Consider the following 22,120-nt stretch of genomic DNA (forward strand, 5'->3'; position numbering starts at 1 on the left):
AGATTTCTTCCCATGAGCACGCACCCGGAGCCACGGCATTTCACACCGAGCGGCAAGGAAGCGCCCGGTTTCGCGGACGCCGCGGCGCGTGAGTTCACCGCTGGTGCTTTCGCTTCCGGCTCGGATGATTATGACGATGTGCGTCCGACGTATCCAGCAGACGTCGCGGCCCTCGTCAGCAACGCACGCACGCTTATCGACGTCGGCGCCGGCACCGGCAAGCTCACCTCCACATTGCTCTCGCCCGGGCGGAAAGTGTGGGCGCTCGACCCGTCTCACAGCATGTTGGATGTTCTGCGGACTCGCTATCCCGCAGTACCGGTCTGGCGAGCGACGGCGGAGGCCACCGGATTGGCGGATGATTCCGTCGACGCTTATGTCAGTGCGCAGACATGGCACTGGGTGGACACGAAACAAGCGAGCGCGGAAGCCGACCGGGTCGTCGCCCGCGGCGGGGCGCTCATGCTGTGTTGGAATACTCTCGACGTCTCCCACCCGTGGGTTCTTCGTCTCTCACGCATCAGCCACTCGGGGGACGTGCACCGGGAGGGTTTCTACCCCACGGTCCACGCACCATGGCAGCTTATCGACGAGCTCCGCATGCGCTGGTTCCAACCCGTCCCCCCCGAGCACCTCTTCGCGCTGGCTCGGACTCGTTCATATTGGCTGAGGGCGAACGAGAAAACTCGAGCTAAAGTCGCCGATAATCTGCGCTGGTATCTCTACGAGCGGCTCGGTTTCGATCAGGGACAGCCGATCCCGCTTCCCTACCGCACTGATGCTTTCTACTATCGGCGGGCTGGCGAGCATTAATCGAGCATGTCGATCCCGAAGAAGCCAAGTATTTCTTCGGTGACATCGATGCTGTACCCGCGTGCCCACACTCCCGCGGGCCATTCGTGGCTCATGCCTTCGACTGGAATGTGCACGGCGCGGGCATGATCGCCATTGCGGCGCTCAAAAGCGTCGGTGACTGCTGTGGCTGCACGAATCAACCCGAGAGAACCCCGGTCCTGCCCGCTGTACGGGACGATATCGTCCCAGGTGCCATGAATATTCAGGTAATCGATGGGTTCCCCGGCTGCGATCTCATCAAGGTCTGTGCGGATGGCCCCAGCGACTGTGGCGACACCGGCGTATTTCTCTGGTGCGCTCACCGCCAAAGCGGTGACGAAGCCGCCACCATTGGAAAAGCCTGCGAGATAGATCCGGTTATGGTCGATGGGATAGGTGGCGGTGAGGTCGGTGGTGATGGCGTCGATAAGCGCTATGTCTTCTTCGAGCGTTGTCACGGCGTATGGCGCGGGACTCCATGCGAGCCCCTGGCCAGTAGGTGCGGCGACGATGGCGTTCGCGGCGCCGAGATTCGTGCCGATGAGAAAGTCGAGGCCGTTGTCGCCTTTGCCGTGGATCGCGAGCACGACCGGTAAGGGCTCGTCGATCGCGACAGGCACGGAGCACTGATACGAGCGCTCGAGTCCGTTGACCGTGATTGTGCGGGCGATCCGGCGGCTGGCGGCCATCTAGCGCCTCCGCGGGTTGCGCTCGCGCACGCGGACAGCGAAGCGGACCGGGGTGCCGTGGTAGCCGAACTGCTCGCGGAATTTGCGCTCCAGGTAGCGGCGGTAACCGCCGTCGAGGAAGCCCGTGGTGAACAGAACGATTGTGGGCGGACGGGTGCTCACCATCGTGGCGAAGAGGACCTTCGGCAGACGGTTATTCTTCATCGGCGGCGGGTTCGCAGCGATCGCCTCGCGCATCCAGTTGTTCAGCTGGCCAGTGGAGATGCGCTTGTCCCAGTTCTCCAGGGCGGTGATCATCTCTTTTTCGAGGCGGTGCAGGCCGCGGCCGGTCTCGGCGGAGATATTGATCTTGGACACCCACGGCAGCTGGTTGAGCTGCAAGTCGAATTCCCGATCAAAATAGTAGCGCCGGTCCTCATCCATGAGGTCCCATTTGTTGAAGGCAATGACCATCGCTTTGCCCGCTTCGAGCACCATGGAGATGACGCGCTGGTCTTGCTCGGTGATCTCCTGGGAGGCGTCGATAAGCACAACGCACACTTCCGCGGCGTCGATCGTGCCGCGCGTGCGCAGCGATGCGTAGTACTCGTGCCCCGTCGCGTTTTTGACCTTCTTGCGCAGGCCTGCGGTGTCGATGAAGCGCCACAGTCGCTCGTCGAGCTGGATCAACTCATCGACCGGGTCGACGGTAGTGCCCGCGACATTATCGACGACCGCGCGCTTCGACTTGGAGAGCTTGTTCAGCAAGCTCGACTTGCCCACATTCGGCTTGCCGACGAGCGCGACACGCCGCGGCCCCTCCGTGATCGAACTGGCTGATTTCGGCGTTTCGGGGAAGACCTTCACGATCTCGTCGAGCACATCGGCACCGCCACGGCCGTGAAGCGCGGAAACCGGCCACGGGTCCCCCAAGCCGAGCGAGTAGAACTCGGCGACATCGCCCCACTGGGACTCGGATTCGAATTTATTGGCCACGAGGAGAATGGGGACGTCGGAACGCTGGAGGTTGCGTGCCATGAACGCGTCTGAATCGGTGACGCCGACGTGCGCGTCGACGACCATGACGATGACATCGGCATCCTCCATGGCTGCCTCCGACTGGTGGGCGATAGACGCGTGAATGCCTTTCGCATCCGGATCCCAGCCGCCGGTGTCCTGCACCCAGAAGCGCTGTCCATTCCAATCGGCGAGGTAGCTCACACGGTCGCGGGTCACGCCGGGGTGGTCCTCGACAACAGCTTCACGACGCCCCAAGAAACGGTTCACCAGAGTGGACTTGCCGACATTCGGGCGACCGACGATCGCGACCGTCGGCAACGCTTCCTCGATGTGGCCGTCGGGGTTGATGCCGAAGGCCTGGCCGATTTCTTCCCACTCTTCATCGGTGTATTCGTTATCGCCTTCTTCGCCTTCTTCGTCGTCGCCGAATTCCGCGGGACCGAATTCTGACTCGTCGAATTCCTCGAGTTCGCCTTCGAAAGCCTCCTCGTACGCCTCATACTCGGAGACGACCTCACCGTCGTAATCGGCGGGATTGAAGTGGGTGTACTCGAATTCGGTCTCGCGCTCCTCGCGCGGTCGATTCTGCTCGCTCATCGCGCGCTCCTTTCAATGAGCGAGATCAGTGCCCCGATGACCTCGTCCTTATCCATGTCGGAGGTGTCGATGATCTCCGCGTCATCCGCCGGACGCAGCGGGCTCGTTGCGCGGGAAGAATCGAGCTCATCGCGGCGGACGACATCAGCCAGAACAGTGTCGTAGTCGACTTCGCGTCCCGCAGCAATGTCCTGGTTGTAGCGGCGCGTGGCACGTACTTCAGGGGAGGCGGTGAGGAAAGCTTTCGCTGGGGCGTCGATAAGCACCACCGTGCCGATATCGCGGCCTTCGACGATCGCGCGGTGCGCTTCGCGTGCGAGCTTGCGCTGCAGCTCCACGAGGTTCGTGCGCACGTCGGGAATGGCGGAGACCGCCGAGACATTCTGCGTGACCTCGCGGCCGCGGATCTCGCCCGCGACATTCTCCCCGTCGAGAATGACCTCGGTGGAATCCGGATCATCGGAGATCTCTAACGGAAGGTCGCGTGTGGCGGCGACGACGGCAGCGGTATCCGCCGGGTCAATGCCCGCGCGCAGCACAGCGAGCGTGGCCACACGGTACATTGCGCCAGTGTCGACGTATTTCGCGTCGAGCTGCTTGGCCAAAGCACGGCACGTCGTCGACTTGCCGGTGCCGGATGGCCCGTCGACCGCGAGGATCAGTCCGCCGTCAGGCATATTCACAAGCTTCGCGCTCATTACATATCCACCGCCTTGTAGAGAGCCGTCAGCTCCGAGTCGTTGAGTGCACGCATCGCTCCCGGTTTCAGCTCGCCGAGCTGGACCGTGTGGATCTTCGTCCGCACGAGACGCTGGACCGGGAAGCCCGCTGCTTTGAGCATCCGGCGGACCACGTGCTTGCGGCCTTCGTGGATCTCTAGGCGCACCAACGACTGACCCTGGTAGGTATCCACAATCTGGGCGTAGTCGGCCTTGGCGATGCCGTCGTCAAGCTCTACGCCCTTCTTGAGCTCGCGGACTAGCGGGGGTTTTGCCTCGCCGAGAACAGTGGCGAGGTAGGTCTTGGACACCTCGTACTTCGGGTGCATGAGGCGGTTAGCCAACTCGCCGTCGTTGGTGAGCAGCAACAGACCTTCCGTATCGGCGTCCAGGCGGCCGACGTGGAACAGGCGCTGACCCGACACGATACGGTCTGCGACGAGATCGCCAACGCAAGGACGGCCGAGGTCGTCCTCCATCGTGGTGTGCATGCCGCGCGGCTTGTTCAGTGCGAAGTATTGGTGCTCTTCGTTGACGTTCACGCGCACGCCGTCGACGCGGATGATGTCCACGTTCGGGTCCACGCGCACGCCCTGTTTGCGGATGATCTTGCCGTTGACCTCAATGCGGCCCTCGTCGATCATCACCTCGGAGTGGCGGCGCGATGCCACGCCCGCTTGGGCGAGGACCTTTTGCAGACGGATACCCTCGCTTGTTTTGCGCTTCGGGGTGCTGCTGGGAGCGTCATCGCCGTCGTCGATCGCTTTGCCAAGCGGCGCGACGGGGTCTTCGCGCTCGTCCCACCAGTTATCGGCGAGCGGGTGCGGTTCCTGGCTCTGGTCAGCGTTCTTCGCGGCGTTTTCACGCCTCTTGCTCAAGCTGACATTCTGGTGCTTAGCGGGCTTGGCGTTGGAGAGAAAGAACTTCTCGTCCTTGCTGTTGTCCGGTGTGCCTTCTCGGCGAGCGGGTGGGGTCATGGCTCCCCAAACTACCAGGCCTCTTCGATGGAATCGACTTCCGGAAGAAGCGGCGCCAAGTCGGGCAAGCGGTCGAGCGAATCGATGCCGAGCTGCTCGAGAAACAGTTCGGTAGTGACGTAGCGGTGCGCGCCCGTCGCCTCGTCCGGGTCGACTTCAGCGATGAGTCCGCGGAGAGTCAGTGTTCGGATCACCCCGTCGACGTTGACGCCGCGCACTGCAGCGACCTGCGCGCGGGTGACTGGCTGGCGGTAGGCCACCACGGCGAGTGTTTCCATCGCCGCGCGTGACAGCTTCGTGTGCGCGCCGTCGACGAGAAATGCCTCGACAGCGTCGGCATTCTCCGTCCGCGTGTAAAGGCGCCAGCCTTCTGATGTCTCGCGCACGTCCATGCCTGAACCGCGTTGTTCGAGTTCGTCTGCCCACTGAGTGAGGCACGCCGTGACGTCTGACTCCGCGGCACCTAACGCGCCGGCGATATCCGCGGCGAGCGCGGGAGTGTCAATGACGAGCAGGATCGACTCGACCTGAGAGCGCAACTGACTCACCATCGGCATGGATCCGGATTCAGTCATGATGAAAGCCGTCCTTCCCTACTCCCAGTTCGCGGCGGCGACCACAGCCGGATCGACGTCCTTGCCTGTCCAGGAAATATCGAGCTGCCCCAATGCTTCTTCTTGCTGCGCATCAATAGCGTGCGCTTTGTAGAGTTCCAGCACCGCGAGGAAACGCCCGACCACTTCCATCGAACGCGTGCAATCACGCGTGAGAGCAGTGAACGTCAGCCAGTGCTGCGGCCCAGCGAGCTTGAGCGTGTCCAACAGCTTTCCCGCCTGCTCCGGCACGGAGACCGGCTGGATGTGAAGGTGATCGACTCGGACTTCCTCCGGCGGCTTCGGACGGAACACCGATGCCGCGAGTTCGGCGAAAGAACCAGGCGTGTGCCCCAGCGCGACGGGCGGGAGCACATCAGAGAAGGCCTCTTCCATGCCTACGGCACGCGGATAACGCCGGCGAGCACTCGCCTGCCAACGTTCGAACTGGTCCGCCACTTGCTGGTAGGCGCGGTACTGCAAAAGGCGCGCGAAAAGCAGGTCGCGCGACGACAGGAACTCGAGGTCCTCCTCCTCGTCGTCTCCGTTGCGCGGAAGCAGCCGCTGTGCTTTCAAATTGAGCAGCGTCGCCGCGGTGACGAGGAACTCAGTGATCTCGTCCAGCTCGGCGGTCTCACCCAATTGCTTGACGTAGGCGATGAACTCATCGGTCACTTCCGCCAACGCCACCTCGGTGACATCGAGCTTGTGGGAGCTGATCAAATTCAGCAAGAGATCGTACGGCCCCTCGAAATTATTCAGCACGAGGGTGAACCCGGTGATCTCCGGCTGATACCCCTCGCCCGCAAAGGCGGGGTCGCGCGGATCGATCTTTTCAGCTGTCGTCATACGGTCAGGAGGTGCGCTCGATGACTTCAAGGGCGAGGTTGCGGTACTGTTCCGCGCCGGGCGAATTCGGAGCCCAGGTGATGATGGGCTCGCCGGCCACGGACGTTTCCGGGAAGCGAACCGTGCGGGTGATCACCGTGTCGAAGACCCGGTCGCCGAAGACTTCCACGACGCGGTCCATCACCTCGCGGGCGTGAGTGGTGCGGCGATCGAACATGGTCACCAGAATTCCGACGATGTCCAGGTCGAAATTGATGCGATCGCGCACCTTCTCCACCGTGTCGGTCAACAATGCGAGCCCGCGAAGAGAGAAGTACTCGCATTCCATCGGGATGATGACGCCCTGCGAGCACGCCAGGGCGTTGACGGTGAGAAGCCCGAGCGACGGCTGGCAGTCGATGATGATGAAGTCATATTCCCCGCGCACAGGGCGCAGAGCGCGGCCGAGGGTTTGCTCGCGACCGACTTCATTGACCAACTGGATCTCCGCCGCAGACAGATCGATATTCGCCGGAACCATGTCCAAGCCGGACACATTGGTGTGCTTGATCGCGGCATGGATCGACGAGGTGTTGTCCAGCATGAGGTCGTAGACCGTGACCTGATCCTCGTCGTGGGTGACGTTCAAACCTGCGGACAGTGCGCCCTGCGGGTCAAGGTCGACCAAGAGGACCTTGCGGCCCTGCTCCGCCAAGCACGCACCGAGGTTGATCGAGGACGTTGTCTTGCCCACGCCACCCTTTTGGTTGACCATCGAGATGATGGTCGCGGGGCCGTGCTTGTCCAGAGGTTTGGGCTGCGGGAACTCACGCAATGGCCGACCCGTCAGCCCGACCTCCGGCTCCGAAGCGCTGAAAAGTCCGTCTTCTGTCACCGAGCCACTCCTTCGTTTCCTGCGTCACCCTGCGTCCGCAACGCTGTCAACGCGAACGATGTGCCTTGCTGTTGATGGTCATCTTACACGGCTGTCATTCGCCCGCAGTCACGAACGCGGATGCGAGGAGGTCCACACTTCACGCAAGTTTTCTGGTGTGACGTGGGTGTATATCTGAGTCGTCGTCACAGAGGCGTGACCGAGCAACTCCTGGACTGTGCGCACGTCGGCACCCCCCTCCAACAAGTGCGTGGCAAAGGAGTGGCGCATCGTGTGCGGGGAGATCTCTTTGTCGAGGCCTGCTCGTGACGCAGCGTCCTTGATGATCGTCCACGCACTCTGCCGCGACAGCGCACCGCCGCGCTTGTTCAGGAACACGGCGTGGGACTTCCCCGCCGACAACGCCGGGCGTCCACGGACGAGATACGCCTCGAGAGCACGCTGCGCGGCGCCGCCTACCGGAACCACACGCTGTTTGTCGCCTTTACCGGTGACTTTGATGAAGTCGCGGGTCTCAGCAATATCGTCCACGACTAAGGCGAGCACTTCAGAGATCCGGGCACCGGTCGCGTAGAGGATTTCAAGCAGCGCCTTGTCGCGCAGTTGGGTGGGGGTCTCGTCGGGGCAGGCGTCGAGAAGCGTGCCCACTTCGTCGATGCTGAGCGTGTCCGGAAGCTTCTCTCCGAGCTTCGGCGGGGACACGCCCGCGGCGACATCGGCTGCCACCACTCCCTCGCTCACCGCGAATTTGTGCAGGCCGCGCGCAACAACGAGGGCACGGCTTGCCGACGACGCCGCCAGCCCCTTTTTTCCGTCTCCCCCGCGCCGCAGATCTGCGACATAGTCTTCGAGATCCGTCGATGCGACCTCGCCAAGGTCTGTTTTGCCGGTGTCTGCGAGCCAATCGAGATACCTCTCGACATCGCGGCGGTAATTGCTCAGCGTATTGGCGGACACGCCCCGCTCAACAGCGAGGTGATCGAGCCACAGCTGGCCGACTGTTCGTGCGTCCACACTGGAGACTTTCTATTTGATCTTCTTCATGTCGGGCGTGATCCCTTCCGCGCGACGACGCGTCGGCATGTGCGTGGGACGCAGTTCGAAAGGCGTCTCCGTGCTGCGTGCTTCTGCCCTACCTGCGAGCACCTCGGAGGCGGACAAGATGCCCGCGATGGCGATCGAGTTCGCGATACGGCCATTCATGACATCGGCGCGTGCCTCATCGAGCGGCACCCACGCAAAACCCATGTCGGCCTCTTCCTCTTCGGCCTCCGGGCGGTCGGTCTCGGTGAGATCTGTGGCCAAGAAAACGCGCACTGCTTCTTCCGCGAACCCGGGCGAGGTGACCAAGTCGACGAGCACCGACCACGTCCCCGCCTTCAGGCCCGCCTCCTCGACGAGTTCACGCTGAGCGGTCACGAGTGCGTCTTCACCGTCAAAATCGAGCAGGCCTGCGGGCAACTCCCAGAGCCGGCAGCCGACGGTGTGGCGGTATTGCTCCACCATCGCGATGCGTTCGTTGGCGTCGACGGCGACCACAGCGACGGCACCGAAGTGTTCCACCACTTCGCGGGTCGCGGTTGACCCGCCTGGCATGGTGACGCTGTCGCGGCGGAGGGCGAGAATCGGGGCGTCGATAAGCAGCTCCGAGTCCGTCACCTCGAAACGGTGCCGCTGCGAATCGGACATTGGTGCGGAATCAGACATGGTGCCCACGATAGCGACGAGGTCAGTTCCCGGGACGCGACTCCGGCTTTGGAGCGGGCATATCCGCATTCGCATTCGACGCAGAGCCGTACGCGCCGGAACCGCCGTTGATCTGCTCCGCGAGTGCGAGCACAGTCGAGATCCGGCCCGTCTCGGACTCGAGAGAGTCAACGGTAGAAACCTTGGACTTTTCGTCCGAACGCAGCTGCGCCAGCGACCCCTTCTCGGCGGCGGCGCCACGGCGGCCGGCAAGCACAACAGCATCGCCCTTGGAATCGAGTGCGCGCGCGAAATCAGCCATCACGGTCGCGGAGTAGACGCTGCTTTCGTCCTTATTGCCCTCCGCCTCTTCCTCGTTAAGCGTTCCGCCGGTGACCAGGATGATGCCCTGGACCGGCGTGATCGTCCCGTCGGCGTACTCGATGAATCCGGCATCGCGCAGCGCCTGCAGCACCACGGCACGGTCATCGACGGTGGCGAGCGGCTGATCGCCCTTGGGGTCGAACATCAACGCCGCGCCGAGCGACTCACCGGCGTGCACACCCGGCTCCTGGTTGTCGACGGACAACTGCGCGCCCGCTGGCAACGTCGTGGCTATAATGGAGCGCAGTTCATCTGCACCTTCAGGGGACAAGAATTTATCGGTCAGCGTGATCTGGCCCGACGCGACGCCGCCGGCCTGCTTCGCCAACCAACTGGTCACTTCGACATCGTCAGCGTTGGCGTCCGGGGTACGGATCACCATGAACGGGCGCTGATCGAGCGCACCTTCGACGATCTTCGTCGACGTGTTACCGAGCAGAGCGTTCGCCGCATCCACCTGACGCTGGGACTCCTCGTCGGTGGCAGTCTTCTTCCCGCCGTCGCTAGACGAACTTCCCGTGATGTGGTTGAAGCTGTTGTCGGCGATCGGCGCCATCGACGGGGCGACGACGAGCGCGCCCAAAGCGATACCGGCTGCGATGCCCCACGCGAGGCCGCTTGCCACCAAACCCGGTGCTCCGGTCTTCTTCTTCGGCATGATGAAGCGATTCCTCCCCTTTTAGCGCGAGAACAAGTTCTGGACGGTCAGTGCGAAGTTATTCCAGGTGTCGATGAGGTTGTCCACGAAGGAACCGTTGCCCATCAGACCGACAATGAGGATCACCGTGGCTACGGCGACCAGCAATCCGAGGATCGCCCACGCCCAAGCGATGCCCCTGCCGGAGGAGGACTTTTCGTAGAGATTCTCGATCACTCGCGAATCCACGATGCGATTGCCCGCCTTCAAACGGGTGAGCATCGCCGCGGGCGTAGCGTCTTCGTCACCGGCGAAGATGCGGTCCAGATCCAGGTTGTCACCCGCGGTGACGATGGTCTCCGCATCATGGAAGACCGCGAGCAAGATGGCGAGATCCGTGGGCGAATCCGTCGCTGCCGGGAACGTCACGGCACCGACGCCCAAATCCTGGATCCGCTCCAAACCTGCGGCGTGGCCGTCCGGGTCTGCCGGAAGAATCACGCGGGCATCGCCGCGCAGATTGTCGTTGGAGATATCTGCCGGATCGCCCACGATGAAATCGCAAGAGTAGCCCGCATCCAGCAGGGTGTCGGCGGCTGCGCCAACACCGATAATGACCGGCTGGAACTCGCGGATGAAATTGCGCATGGTCTCGATGCGCTCCCGGGTATCACCAGTCGGGCTGACGATGAGGACCTTCCGTCCCGCGATGGCATCGCCGAGCTCGGGCACGCCGACGCCGTCGACAAGCAACGGCGATTCAGAATGAATGAACTCGATGGAGTTGCCGAAATAGGCTTCCATGTGGTCGACCAGGTGCTGCTGCGATTCGTCGAAAGCGCTGTCGACCGTTGCACGGTCGAGCGCGTCAGCCTGCGCGATCGCTTTCTTGCCCGCGCGCACCTCGCCGTCCGCGGTCACGGAGCCCTTCTTGCCGTCACGGAAAGAACCGCGCGTGGCAGCGCCGGCGTTTTCCAACAGCGGAATTCCTGCGTCAAGAAGCAGCTGCGGACCATAATTGGGAATATTTCCGGAGGAGAACTTCGCTATATTCACCACCGCGCCAGGACGCTTTTCCACCAGCGCCTGAGCTTCGCGACGGCTCATGTCAGGCGCGTCGACGATCGCGATATCGCCATCGTTGAATTTGCGCATGCCTTTGCCCTGCGGGGTGCAATCGCGCAGGGAACCGGTGATGGTCTCGGAGATCGCCGTTTTATCAGCAACCTTCTTGGCCGGCTGCTTTTCCGGTGCGTCTGCCTTGGAGGCGGTCACCTTCGTGCTGGTGGACGTGCTTCCGGAAGAGGACGCCTTCGTGCCGTTCTTCTCGGCGGAGGGAGTACGGGAAGTTGAGCTCATGGGTCATGATTCTGCCCGTCGGAGCAGGATATTCGGTGAAGGCGCGCGGAACAGGCGACAGAATTCACAGCACCCGACACTCCGCCGGAGACTAGGCGCGGAACGCCTCCACATCGGCGCGAGCTTTCTCCAGAAGCTCAGCAGCGTGGGCGCGGCCCGATGCGGAGTCATCCATGCCGGCGAGCATCCGGGCGAGTTCGTCGACACGTTCGTCGCCGTGCAGCTCTTTCACGCCGGATGTCACCGTCTCGTCGCCCACATTCTTGGCCACGTGCAAGTGGTTGTCGGCGTAGGCCGCGACCTGCGGGAGGTGCGTCACCACGATCACCTGGTTGTTCAGGGCGAGGCGGGCAAGGCGGCGACCAATCTCCACCGCTGCCCGTCCACCGACTCCGGCGTCGACTTCGTCGAAGACTAAGGTCGCGCCACCACGTTGCGCGGAGAGAATCACCTCGAGCGCCAGCATGACGCGCGAAAGCTCGCCGCCGGACGCGCTCGACGCGAGCGGCTGCGGTTCAAGAGAATCATTAGGGGCGAGGCGTAACTCAACTGCATCAGCGCCGTTGCGGTCGTAGTCCTGCTTATCGACGTTGACGGTGATCCGTGCTTTCGGCATGGCAAGACCGCGCAACTCTTCGGTCACGGCTGTGCTGAGCTTATCTGCCGCCGCAGTGCGGGCCTTGGTCAGTTTCTTCGCCCGCGACACCATGGCTTTGTTGTGCTCGGCGACCTTCTTTTTCAGTTGGTCAAGGGCCTCGGCGGAGGTGTCGATCGATTCAAGTCGGGCCTGCGCCTTGTCGCGCCACTTCAGTACGCCGGCGATATCCGGCGCATACTTTCGGGTCAAGCCTTTAAGTTCCTGCTGGCGCTGCAGGAGACGCTCGAGCTCCTCCGGGTCACTGGGCAATTCGGACAGGTACATGCCCAATTCACCGGACACGGAGGAGAGGACCGAGGCGACGTCGCTGAGCTGCTCCCCCAGCGCGCGCAGTTGCTGGTCACTCGACCCGGTCAATGCCGCTGCAGCCCGGCCGACGAGATCGGAAGCGGTGTCCTCGTCGGCGCTGAATTCGCCGACGGCGTCTGCGCCGTCAATCGCGACGATCGCTTCTTGGGCTGCCTCACGTAAAGCGTCGACATCCTGAAGGCGGTTGACCGATGCGACCAATTCAGAGTCCTCGCCGACCTCCGGGGCGACCTCGTCGATCTCGCCCACAGCGAAGGTGAGCCGGTCGACTTCTTGGGCGAGCTCCCGGCGCTTTGTCACCCGCTCCTCGAGGTCTTTCGATGCTTTCCGCCACGCGGTGAACGATTCGCGGTAGCTCTCCTTGAGCGGCCCGATCTTCGGGTCGTAGGAGTCCAGTGCAGCAAGCTGCTCTGCTGGTGAGAGCAAGCGCAACTGGTCGTTCTGGCCGTGAATCGTCAACAGTTCGCCGGTGAATTCGCTCAATGTCGCCGCCGGCACCGTACGTCCGCCGAGGTGCGCGCGGGAACGGCCAGTGGCTTTCACTGTGCGTGCAGCCAAGTATTCGCCGTTCTCGTCGGCGGCGGCTCCGGTGTCGTCGATAAGCGTTGCGATCTTTTCGCGCGACTTTTCGTCCAGCGCGTCGGCGTTGAATGCTCCCTCAACTCCCGCCTGCTGTGCTCCCGTGCGCACTTTCGACGCATCGGCGCGCCCGCCGGTGAGCAGACGCAAACCGGTGACCACCATGGTTTTGCCCGCACCGGTCTCGCCGGTGAGCACGTTGAGGCCGCGGGCGAATTCGACATGCGAATGCGGGATAACGCCGAGGTTGTCGATCGAAATTTCTACGAGCATGCAGACCTTTGAGCTTGTCGGGCGTGAACAATGTGTCAGTGCGCTTCGCGCCTGGTGACAGAATCAGAATACGAGTTATCGTCCTTGACCACGGGGCCGCGCCAACCATTGACCGGCAAGTGCAGCTTGCGCACGAGACGGTCGGTGAACGGGCTGTCGTCGAGACGCACGAGGCGCACCGGGCGGTGGCCGTGGACGACCTCCAGGCGGGAGCCCGGCGGCATGTCCACCTGGCGGATTCCGTCGGCGACGACCTTCGCGTGCGTGGTGGTGATCAGCGATTCCACCGCGACCGTCGACTGCGGCGAGACCACGAGCGGCGTGGTGAACAGCGCGTGCGCATTATTGGGCACGACCAAAATGGCGTCGAGCTCTGGCCACAGGATCGGGCCGCCGGCGGAGAATGCGTAGGCTGTCGAACCTGTCGGAGTGGAGATGAGCACACCGTCGCAGCCGAACGAGCTCACCGGGCGGAAGTCGACCTCCAAGATCGCGTCGAGAACGCCACTGCGGTCGATATTTTCCAGGCTGGCCTCGTTGAGCGCCCAGCTTTCCCCCACGAGGTCATTATTGGAATCGTGGACGGTCAGGTCGATGGTCATGCGGTCGACGACGCGATAACTACGGTCGATCACCCGCCGGATAGCTGTCTCCAGGCTGTCTTCCTCCCATTCGGCGAGGAAGCCGATGTGGCCCAGGTTGATGCCCAGCACAGGCACATCTTGTTCGCGCGCCATGCCTGCGGCGCCGAGGAAAGTGCCGTCCCCGCCGAGGACGAGCACCAGCTCGCAGTCCTTCGCGGCGACCGGTCCCGGGTCGACGGTGTCCAGCCCCGCCAGGGCCGGGTAGTTATCGGTGAACGGGACATCGCGGTCGCCGAGCAGGCGCACCGTCAGACCTGCTTCCAACAGGAGCTCGGTCGCGCGGTTCGCTGACGCGATATTGCCTTCGCGGCGGGTGTGCGGAACGAGAAGGACAATGCGGTCGCTGTTGTTGGCGGCGCCTGCTTCCTCGGCACCGCCAGCGTCGTGAACGACTTCTGCGGCCATTAGTTTTCCGGTCCTTCCTCTACTGCCCGGTGAATGATCCGGGCTAGTTCAGCGTCGCTCGGGGCGCTTGCGCCACCGTCGCGGACGAGCCATAGGAAGTATTCTACGTTCCCGCTCGGCCCGGGAAGCGGGGATGCGGTCGCTGCTCTGCAGCTAAGACCCAGCTCGAGCGCCTTCCTCGCGACATCGAGCGTGACCTCTTCGCGCAATTCCGGCGACCGCACCACACCGCCGCTGCCGAGCCGGTCCTTGCCCACCTCGAATTGCGGTTTAACCATGGGCAAAAGGTCCGCACCATCGCTCATGCACTCCGCGATCGCGGGCAGCACGAGTTCGAGAGAGATGAACGACAGGTCGCCGACCATCAGATCAGCGGGCCCGTCCATAAGCTCCGGGGTGAGGTGCCGGATATTCGTGCGGTCGAGCACTTTCACCCGCTCGTCGTTTTGCAAACGCCACACGAGCTGCCCGTAGCCGACATCCACGGCAACGACCTCGCGCGCGTCGCGACGCAGCAGCACATCAGTGAAACCGCCCGTCGACGCCCCGGCATCCAACGCCCGCTTGCCGCTCACCTTGAGACCTTGCGGCTCAAACGCTTCCAACGCGCCAAGCAATTTATGCGCGCCGCGCGATGCCCAATCATCGTTGTCGTCTTTCGCGACTTTGATCGACGCATCCGGCTCGACGATCGTGGCGGGCTTTTTGGCCACGAATCCGCCGACTTCAACGCGTCCCGCCTTGATCCACTCCACGGCCTGCTCGCGGGAGCGCGCGATTTTGCGGCGGACGAGCTCGGCGTCAAGTCTTCTTCTTGCTGGTGGCATGCGCTACTCCCCGTCCTGTAGGGCCGATGCGAGCACGCCGTACGCCGCTTCGTAGCGCGCCAAATCCACCGCTAGTTCGTCGGTGACGGCCATCTCTTCGCCGTTTTCATCTCGTTCCACGAGGTGGGGATCATCGGTGAGCGCTGCCGCGTACTGTTCGCGCACATCATCGACGGAAACGGACGGCGTGCGCGGATCGTGCGGCTTCGGTGCGGACGGTTTCATATCGCTTACCACCAGGCCTGGGTAGCGGCACGCGCAACATCGGAAGCAGGCTTGACGACGACTGAACAGTTGTCTCCCCCGTCCGCCCACACGACAGAGAGAACTGTGCGCAGGGCCTGAAGCGGATTCGAGGACTCAGTGCCGCCGTCGAGTGTGACCTCGTCGCCGTTGCGCGTCGCGGTGAATCCGCCCTGCGGTGCTGGGCGGAGTTCGTCCACGTCCACGTCGTCACTGAGCACGCTCAGGTCTTCGGCGATGAACCTCGGCCGCTGAGCTGGCGGTGCTGCGATGAGCGCCAGCGGACCAGACACGCCGGTGAGCACGTGGAGCGTATCCATCTTCGCGGCGACACCGCCTGCGATATCGGTATCCAAACGGTCCCCGACGGCCAAGGGGCGGGATGAAGAGAGATTCGCCTTCGCGAGCTCGAACATCGCGGGCTCTGGTTTGCCCGCCACCTGCGGAGTCACGCCGGTAGCGCTCGTCACTGCCGCGACCATCGAGCCGTTGCCGACCATGAGTCCGCGGTCCATCGGCAGTGTCGTGTCGAGGTTACTCGCGATATATTTCGCACCCTGTGCAATGGCGAGAGCTGCTTCGGAGAGTTGGCGCCAACCGTTGTCCGGCGAATGACCGTGCACAACGACCTTGGGGTACTCATCTGCAGAATCCACCGGAACGAAGCCGGCTTCTTGGACCAGTTCCGCGAACGAGGGCGCGCCGATCACGAGAATCTTCTCGCCGGGTTGGGCATGTTTCGCAGCCAACTGCACAGCGGCCTGCGCGGAGGTCAGCACGTCTGCCGATTCGCTTGCCAGCCCCATCGCAGTCAGCTTCGCAGCGACTTCCGACGGCGGCCGGGACGCGTTGTTGGTGATGTAGGCGGCAGATAGACCGGCATCCTTGGCCGCAGTGACAGCCTCCACTGCATTCGGGATCGCGTTGCCTCCAGCCCAAACGGTGCCGTCCAGGTCGAGCAATAATGCGTCGTAAAGCTGCGTGATTCTCACAGCAGGTCTCTCCCCTTCGTCAGCGCTACTTGAATTCCTTCAGGCGGTCGGCTGCGTCGGTCAGCTTGTCGGAATCGACCTTAGCCACGTGCTCGAACCACTGCTTGGCCTCGTCGGTGCGGCCAACCTGCGCGAGCGCGTCAGCGTACGCATAGGACAGGCGGATGTGCTCGAAGCTGTCGCCCTTCATCGTCGGATTGAGCTGCTGCAGCGTCGCCAACGCCGATTCGTGCTGGCCCATATCGTGGCGCGCGCCAGCCATGACGATGGCGAGCTCGATCGTCGAATCCTCGTCAAGCTCGCGCGCCTCTGGGCTGCGACCGATCTCGAGGGCCTTTTCCGGGCGGCCGAGACCGCGCTCCGCATCCGCCATGACGGCGAGCAGACCCGGGCCGCCACTCATGCGGCGTGCAGCGCGCAGTTCGGAAAGCGCTTCCTTCCACTCCCCTGCGTGGTACGCGGCGATGCCCGCTGCCTCACGCACGACACCGACGCGGCCAGCCCGGTTCTTCGCTGCGCGGGCGTGGCTGAGCGCCAGCTTCGGATCGTCCGCCATCCAGGTCGCCGCCATGATCATGTGCTTGGCCACGCGGTCGGCATTGTCCTTCGACAGAACACGCAGATCCTGCAGCACCGATGGGTCCAGATCCGCGACATCGATATCGTCCGGGATTGCCGGCTCGTTTTCTTTCTGAGCCATGCGGTCCTCGCGGAAGCCCTGGCGGTACGGGTTGGAGCGGTCGTGGCGCACCTTGTTGCCGCCGCGGCGGTCATCGCGCCGGCCATCACGGCGCCCGTCCCGCTTGTCGCCACCATGTCGGCGGTCGCGGCGATCGTCCCGATCCCGGCCTTGGCCGCGGTCACGGTCACGGCCGGAGCCGCGGTCACGGTCACGGCCGGAACCGCCGCCATTTCCACGGCGGTCGTTATCACGGTTGTCGTAGCTCATGCGTTCCACGTCCTCCCTAAATGCCTGATCGGTCGATTAATTGGCGATCTTCACGCCGGCGAAATTCTTCTTACCGCGGCGCAACACGAGCCACTGGCCGTGCAGCAAATCGTCTGAACCCGGCTCCCAGTCCTCGGACTCGATGCGGGCGTTGTTGGCGTATGCGCCACCCTCCTTGATAGCGCGGCGGGCAGCGCCCTTCGAATCGACCAGGCCGGTGCCGACCATGAGATCGACAATCGTGCGAGGAGCACCCGGCTCAACAGTGAAGACGTCAGTCTCAGAAACTGCGGCAGCAAGTGTCGGCTCGTCGAGCTCGGAGAGCTCAGCGCGGCCGAAGAGCGCCTGGGAGGCGAGCTCCACTGCCTTGGTCGCCTCGGGGCCGTGGACGAGGTCGGTCATCTCGCGCGCCAGACGCTTCTGAGCTTCGCGCTTGAATGGACGCTCTGCGACCTCGGTCTCGAGCTCGTCCAGCTCCTCCTTGGTCAGGAACGTGAACCAGCGCAGGTAGCGGATCACATCGGCATCGGCGGTGTTGACGAAGTACTGGTACCACCGGTACGGACTAGTCATCTCCGGGTCGAGCCACAGCGAGCCACCGCCGGTGGACTTGCCGAATTTCTTGCCCTCGGAATCCGTCACCAGTGGCACGGTGAGAGCGTGAACAGCCTCACCGTCCATGCGGCGGTTCAAGTCCACGCCCGCGACGAGGTTGCCCCACTGGTCCGAACCGCCGACCTGCAGCGTGCAGTCCATGCGGCGGCGCAGCTGCACGTAGTCGTTGGCCTGCAGCAGCATGTAGGAGAATTCCGAGTAGGAAATGCCGTCGTTGTCCAGACGGCGCTTGACGGTGTCACGCGAGAGCATCGTCGCCAACGAGAAGTGCTTGCCCACATCGCGCAGAAAGTCCACCACGGTCATGTCGTTGATCCAGTCGGCGTTGTTGACCAGGGTGGCGGCGTTATCGCCGTCGAAGTCGACGAAGCGTTTCAGCTGGCCGGAGATGCGGCCGGCCCAGTCGCTGACGGTGTCGGCGGAGTTCATGGTGCGCTCACCCACGTCGCGCGGATCACCGATCATGCCGGTGGCACCGCCGGCCAGCACGATCGGGCGGTGGCCCGCCTCCTGGAATCGACGCAGCATCAGCAGCGGAACAAGGTGCCCGGCGTGCAGTGACGGCCCCGTCGGGTCGAAACCGGCGTACAGAGTGATCGGCTGCTTCGTCGCCTCGTTGAGTGCGTCCAAATCAGTGGACTGATTGATCAGTCCGCGCCACTGCAGTTCATCGATGATCGTTGCGCTGTCAGCCATAAAGCAGTTCCTTCAAGCCTCGTTCACTAAGGGGGTGGGTATTCACTATTCGGATTGGTGTGCCGCGAGAAAGCTAGGCGGCGGGGTACGGCTGCGCTTCGTCGGTAAGCAGCACCGGGATGCCATCGTCGATGCGGTACGCGACACCGAGCCGGCGATTGACCAGCAATTGCTCCTCGGAAAGATATTCCAAAGGTCCCTTGTCCTGCGGGCAGGCAAGGATATCGAGAAGCTGCGGGTCAAGCGTCGGAGTGTCGGCCGTCATGGTCGTTCATCGTACCCTGCTTAGGTGTCCTCGAGGCCCGGTAGGTCGCCGAAGGCCTCCCGCAGCGTGCGAGCCTGCGAATCCATCGCCCGCAGATTCTGGTCGAGAATGCCCTGCCTGACTTTGTCCGCCGCCGACGTCAGCGTGCCCAGCGATCCGGACATGACCTTCACCGCCTCCGGGCTGCGGTACTGCGGTGCATCGAGGTAGGTCGTGACCACTTCCGGCAGATAAATATTGATGATGTCCCAGATATTCTGCTGGTGCTGCGGGGCCGAGTTGAGGTCGTCCCAATTTCTCAACACGAAGCGCAGGGTTTTATCCAGCTCCCGCGCCTGCGGGCCGACAGGTTTCGGCGGGCGCACGTCGTACAGCGGTTTCAAAGCCTCGGTGAGCTTTCCATCCAATTCCACCGGCGCCGGCAGCATTGGCGTGCTGCTCGCCCCGAGCTGCTTTCGCTCGGGTGACGGCGTCAACGCGACTCCTGCTCCCCACGCCGCTGCTGCCGCGACTGGCCACAGGAAGCCGAGCCCGATGGCGAGGTGCAGCACAATCACTACGACCGCAAGGGTCATTCCGACCAGGTTCTTGCGGGAGGTGAAAAAGCTCCCGCCACTTCCCTGACCGCTGTCCGAAGGGGACGTATAAGGGCTACTGGTAACCACGGATCTCCTTGAATGCGTCGCTCAAATCGCCGTTGATCGCGTCGAAGACGGCACCACCGGTGACGTCGGCAAGCTCCTGCATTTGGTCTGTCTGCGCCTCACCGTAGAGGATGACGAAGACTGGGATGCTTCCCTTGCCATTTGTTGCCGCGGCGTAATCCTTCTTGAATTGGTCGAAGGAGCGTCCCGCAGTCATCGCGCCGTCGCTGAGCAGAACAATCGAGCTGATGCCGGAAGCCGGGTCGGTCTTTTCGGTGACCTCCATGAGAGTGTCGTAAATATTGGTCCTGCCAGATGCCTTCAGGTCGTCGACATAGGTCTGGAATTTCTGCTTCGCCGCAGCATCAGTGGTGCTGAAAGTGCCCGTGACCGGCTCATGCGGAGTGTCGGAGAAGGACTGGAACGTGACCTGCTCCCCGTCACGAAGCGCGACGTTGCCGGTGTCCGTCGACGCAGAACCGTCGATGAAGGACGTCATGATCTGCTTCAGCGAATCCAGGCGCTCGCCCTCCATCGAACCGGAGGTATCCAGAACGAACGAGGTCGTGCCACGGCGGCGGTATTCGTTGTTGTACCGCTGCACCAGCGCGGCGACCGTATCCTGGCTCGCCGGGAACGGGAGCTCAATCACGGTCTGGTCGCCGAGCTCCGCCGGTAGATTGTCGACATCTCCCACCGGACGTCGGAAGGAATCGGCGATCTCCTGCTGGTGATCCAACATCCAGTCAGCCAACGCCTTGACCTGGTCCTGCGCACCTTCGTGCTTCGGATGAGTCAACGTGGACAGCGGGTAATCAGCGGAAACAACACCGTCAGCGGGCACGATCACCTCGATGGCCGCACCGTCCTTGCGCATCTGGTGCAGGGTCGACTCATAGTTCACGATCGCGTCGGCCTTGTCGGGGTCCGCTTGGAAAGACTCAGCGAGCCAACCGGAGGAACCGGAGACCATCGATTGCGCCTGGAAGAGCTCGTGCAGACGTGGGCCGACCTTGGCGATGTCTTCGTCCGAGAGCGCCGAGCCGGTATCGGCCATCGCGGTCGCCACAGACACCAGCGCCGAGAAGCCGGAATTCGATGCCGACGGGTCCGTCATGCCGAAGGTGAACTTACCCTCGCGCGCGGCATCGGCGAATTCGCCCCACGTCGGCTGCTTTTTGTCCCAGCCGAGTTCTTTCGCTTTCGACTCCTGCACGCCGAAGGCGACAGGGCTCGTCGCGATCTTGGTCTCGTCGGCGAGCGCACCGCGGGCGCCGATCAGATCCATGTAGCGGTTCGTGGCCAGCCACGTCGCGTCGATAGCGTTGTCGTATTTGCCGTGTTTGAGGTCCTGCGAGTTCTGCAAGGTACCGGCCGGGAACTCGAGACTGATCGGGAAGCCGAGCTCCTCCGACGCCTGCTGAACAAGCGGCTCGAGATCCTTTAGCTCAGTAGCGGCGAGGATGCTCAGTTCTTCCCCGCTGCCGCTACCTTTACCGCCGCCGCCGAAGCCACCGAAGCCACCCCCACCGTTGCCGTCGCCGCTGCCGGTCAGCCCGCAAGCAGTGAGCACAGCTCCGGTCAGAAGTGTCAACAGCAGTGCTAGTAGTTTTTTCATTTCTCCTGCTCCTCCTGGTTGCGGGGCGGAACGGTGCCGTAGCGCATGCCCACGCCTTCGATGAGTGATTCAAGTCGGTCGTAATTGGGCGGATCCACCGACGAGACGTAATTGGACGGCGGTGGCAGTTGTTTCTCTTCCAATGCCGTGGTCAGGTAATCGTTACTGGACGGGCGGAAGCCGTGCTTGGCAGCGAGCTTCTGCAGCTGCTCATCGGTAGACAGCAGCCGGCCGAGCTCTTTGCCTTCCGCGCTGATGCCGACGAGCCCGTGGTTGGCCAGCACCGTCGGATCGAGCTGCAGCAGCACCATGTCGTCTTTGATGCGCGAATTCGGCTTCATTTTCTCGCCGAGGAATTGCGCCTCATAAACCAGGACCATGGGCGCTGATCCCATACCTTGGCTCAGGTAGTCGTTGAACGGCCCGGCAGAAGACGACTGGGTGTAGCCCTGGCCGGTGAAATATGGCGAAATCTGTTCGGTTAGCCATTTCACGTCGTTGGCTTTGTCCGGTTCGCGCTCACCGAATTGCCACGCGAGGATGGACAGGAACATCGCCGCCGAGTTAGAAGTGCGGATATCCGTCGTGGAGATCTGCACATTGCGCGGCGAGGGGAAGGTGTCGCCGAGATCGCGCCAGCGCTTCCCTTCCTTGGTCAGGTCGATATAGGCGTTGACGTCCAGAATGTAGCTGTCACCCTCGCGGCGCACCACACCTGCGCCTTCGAGCAGTTCCGCAATCGGCTGAAATGTCGCTACCGCCATCGGGGAGAAGAACGGGTAGTCGGTGGAATAGCCGGAGCCTTGGTCGGTGACTTTCTGCGTCGCCGGGCTCGACGACGGGAAGACGAAGTCCTGGTCTTCCAGCTCCACCTCAGTGGCGATCCGGCGCGAACCGGCGGTATCGATATTGACAGTGAAGCCGAGCTCCGCCAGACGCTCCACAACTTCCGGGTCCTCGAAGTACTCGCGTTTCTCGGAACCGATTACCCCGTGAATCTCTTTTGTGCCTTTGGCACCGAGGCCTCCCTCAGCGCCGCCGTCACCGCCACCGAATCCGGGGATCACGCCCCGTCCCATGAGGACCGCCACAATAGCGACGATCGCCAAAATTATGCCGACGATGACGGAGCATCCGCGCCCACTGCTGTTGGAGCTTCCAGTGGCCTGTTGTGTGGTCATGGAAACAGTTTAAGGTGCCGTTCAG

Annotated in this window: 23 protein-coding genes; 1 reads left to right on the top strand and 22 read right to left on the bottom strand. The window is 62.9% G+C overall.

Annotated features, from left to right (window positions below; translation table 11 throughout):
• Window positions 1-12: 12 nt before the first annotated feature.
• Window positions 13-813, top strand: a complete 801-nt coding sequence (locus tag J5Y21_RS01300; RefSeq protein WP_210571971.1) for a class I SAM-dependent methyltransferase — start codon at window positions 13-15, stop codon at window positions 811-813.
• Here J5Y21_RS01300 and J5Y21_RS01305 read toward each other — a convergent pair.
• The 22 genes from J5Y21_RS01305 to J5Y21_RS01410 form a co-directional block, all read right to left on the bottom strand.
• A complete protein-coding gene (locus tag J5Y21_RS01305; RefSeq protein ID WP_210571973.1) occupies window positions 810-1,523 on the bottom strand; it encodes a PHB depolymerase family esterase in 714 nt (237 codons plus the stop codon). The genes J5Y21_RS01300 and J5Y21_RS01305 overlap by 4 nt on opposite strands.
• On the bottom strand, window positions 1,524-3,119 hold the full coding sequence (gene der / locus J5Y21_RS01310; protein WP_210571977.1) for a ribosome biogenesis GTPase Der: 1,596 nt from the start codon (window positions 3,117-3,119) through the stop codon (window positions 1,524-1,526).
• A complete protein-coding gene (gene cmk, locus J5Y21_RS01315; RefSeq protein ID WP_210571978.1) occupies window positions 3,116-3,817 on the bottom strand; it encodes a (d)CMP kinase in 702 nt (233 codons plus the stop codon). The genes der and cmk overlap by 4 nt, the downstream gene beginning before the upstream one ends.
• Window positions 3,817-4,815: a pseudouridine synthase gene (locus J5Y21_RS01320; RefSeq protein WP_210571979.1), complete on the bottom strand. Its 999-nt coding sequence runs from the start codon at window positions 4,813-4,815 to the stop codon at window positions 3,817-3,819. Before J5Y21_RS01320 ends, cmk begins: the two co-directional genes overlap by 1 nt.
• Before the next feature lie 11 nt (window positions 4,816-4,826).
• Window positions 4,827-5,390 carry an SMC-Scp complex subunit ScpB gene (scpB, locus tag J5Y21_RS01325; protein ID WP_210571986.1) on the bottom strand — a complete coding sequence of 188 codons (564 nt, stop codon included), beginning with the start codon at window positions 5,388-5,390 and terminating at the stop codon, window positions 4,827-4,829.
• Between the two features lie 18 nt (window positions 5,391-5,408).
• A complete protein-coding gene (locus tag J5Y21_RS01330; RefSeq protein ID WP_210571990.1) occupies window positions 5,409-6,257 on the bottom strand; it encodes a segregation/condensation protein A in 849 nt (282 codons plus the stop codon).
• Between the two features lie 4 nt (window positions 6,258-6,261).
• Window positions 6,262-7,131, bottom strand: a complete 870-nt coding sequence (locus tag J5Y21_RS01335; RefSeq protein WP_210571991.1) for a ParA family protein — start codon at window positions 7,129-7,131, stop codon at window positions 6,262-6,264.
• A 108-nt stretch (window positions 7,132-7,239) separates the two neighbouring features.
• Window positions 7,240-8,145 carry a site-specific tyrosine recombinase XerD gene (xerD, locus tag J5Y21_RS01340; RefSeq protein WP_210571993.1) on the bottom strand — a complete coding sequence of 302 codons (906 nt, stop codon included), beginning with the start codon at window positions 8,143-8,145 and terminating at the stop codon, window positions 7,240-7,242.
• Window positions 8,146-8,157: 12 nt separating this feature from the next.
• The gene (locus J5Y21_RS01345) at window positions 8,158-8,838 is read right to left on the bottom strand and encodes an NUDIX hydrolase (protein WP_246874834.1); all 681 of its coding nucleotides are present in this window, start codon (window positions 8,836-8,838) and stop codon (window positions 8,158-8,160) included.
• A 22-nt stretch (window positions 8,839-8,860) separates the two neighbouring features.
• Complete coding sequence (locus J5Y21_RS01350) at window positions 8,861-9,859, bottom strand: copper transporter (protein WP_210571994.1); 999 nt, start codon at window positions 9,857-9,859, stop codon at window positions 8,861-8,863.
• 21 nt (window positions 9,860-9,880) lie between these two features.
• A complete protein-coding gene (steA, locus tag J5Y21_RS01355) occupies window positions 9,881-11,197 on the bottom strand; it encodes a putative cytokinetic ring protein SteA (RefSeq protein WP_246874835.1) in 1,317 nt (438 codons plus the stop codon).
• Between the two features lie 91 nt (window positions 11,198-11,288).
• Window positions 11,289-13,016, bottom strand: a complete 1,728-nt coding sequence (gene recN, locus J5Y21_RS01360; RefSeq protein WP_210571995.1) for a DNA repair protein RecN — start codon at window positions 13,014-13,016, stop codon at window positions 11,289-11,291.
• Between the two features lie 35 nt (window positions 13,017-13,051).
• Window positions 13,052-14,065, bottom strand: coding sequence for an NAD kinase (locus J5Y21_RS01365; protein WP_210571999.1), 1,014 nt, complete (start codon window positions 14,063-14,065; stop codon window positions 13,052-13,054).
• Entirely contained in the window at window positions 14,065-14,892 is an 828-nt protein-coding gene (locus J5Y21_RS01370; RefSeq protein ID WP_210572007.1) for a TlyA family RNA methyltransferase, read from the bottom strand. The genes J5Y21_RS01365 and J5Y21_RS01370 overlap by 1 nt, the downstream gene beginning before the upstream one ends.
• Window positions 14,893-14,895: 3 nt before the next feature.
• Window positions 14,896-15,117: a hypothetical protein gene (locus J5Y21_RS01375; RefSeq protein WP_210572008.1), complete on the bottom strand. Its 222-nt coding sequence runs from the start codon at window positions 15,115-15,117 to the stop codon at window positions 14,896-14,898.
• A gap of 5 nt (window positions 15,118-15,122) precedes the next feature.
• The gene (locus J5Y21_RS01380) at window positions 15,123-16,127 is read right to left on the bottom strand and encodes an HAD-IIA family hydrolase (protein ID WP_210572010.1); all 1,005 of its coding nucleotides are present in this window, start codon (window positions 16,125-16,127) and stop codon (window positions 15,123-15,125) included.
• Window positions 16,128-16,152: 25 nt separating this feature from the next.
• Complete coding sequence (locus J5Y21_RS01385; RefSeq protein WP_349236902.1) at window positions 16,153-17,085, bottom strand: hypothetical protein; 933 nt, start codon at window positions 17,083-17,085, stop codon at window positions 16,153-16,155.
• 27 nt (window positions 17,086-17,112) lie between these two features.
• Window positions 17,113-18,387: a tyrosine--tRNA ligase gene (tyrS, locus tag J5Y21_RS01390; protein ID WP_210572014.1), complete on the bottom strand. Its 1,275-nt coding sequence runs from the start codon at window positions 18,385-18,387 to the stop codon at window positions 17,113-17,115.
• 73 nt (window positions 18,388-18,460) lie between these two features.
• A complete protein-coding gene (locus J5Y21_RS01395; protein ID WP_210572016.1) occupies window positions 18,461-18,652 on the bottom strand; it encodes a Trm112 family protein in 192 nt (63 codons plus the stop codon).
• A gap of 20 nt (window positions 18,653-18,672) precedes the next feature.
• Window positions 18,673-19,227, bottom strand: a complete 555-nt coding sequence (locus J5Y21_RS01400) for a hypothetical protein (protein WP_246874836.1) — start codon at window positions 19,225-19,227, stop codon at window positions 18,673-18,675.
• Between the two features lie 76 nt (window positions 19,228-19,303).
• Window positions 19,304-20,914, bottom strand: a complete 1,611-nt coding sequence (locus J5Y21_RS01405) for a VWA domain-containing protein (RefSeq protein ID WP_210572020.1) — start codon at window positions 20,912-20,914, stop codon at window positions 19,304-19,306.
• On the bottom strand, window positions 20,911-22,095 hold the full coding sequence (locus J5Y21_RS01410; RefSeq protein ID WP_210572022.1) for a hypothetical protein: 1,185 nt from the start codon (window positions 22,093-22,095) through the stop codon (window positions 20,911-20,913). Before J5Y21_RS01410 ends, J5Y21_RS01405 begins: the two co-directional genes overlap by 4 nt.
• Window positions 22,096-22,120 lie beyond the last annotated feature (25 nt).

The sequence above is a fragment of the Corynebacterium sp. Marseille-P3884 genome, from assembly GCF_017942225.1.
Classification (GTDB): Bacteria; Actinomycetota; Actinomycetes; order Mycobacteriales; family Mycobacteriaceae; genus Corynebacterium.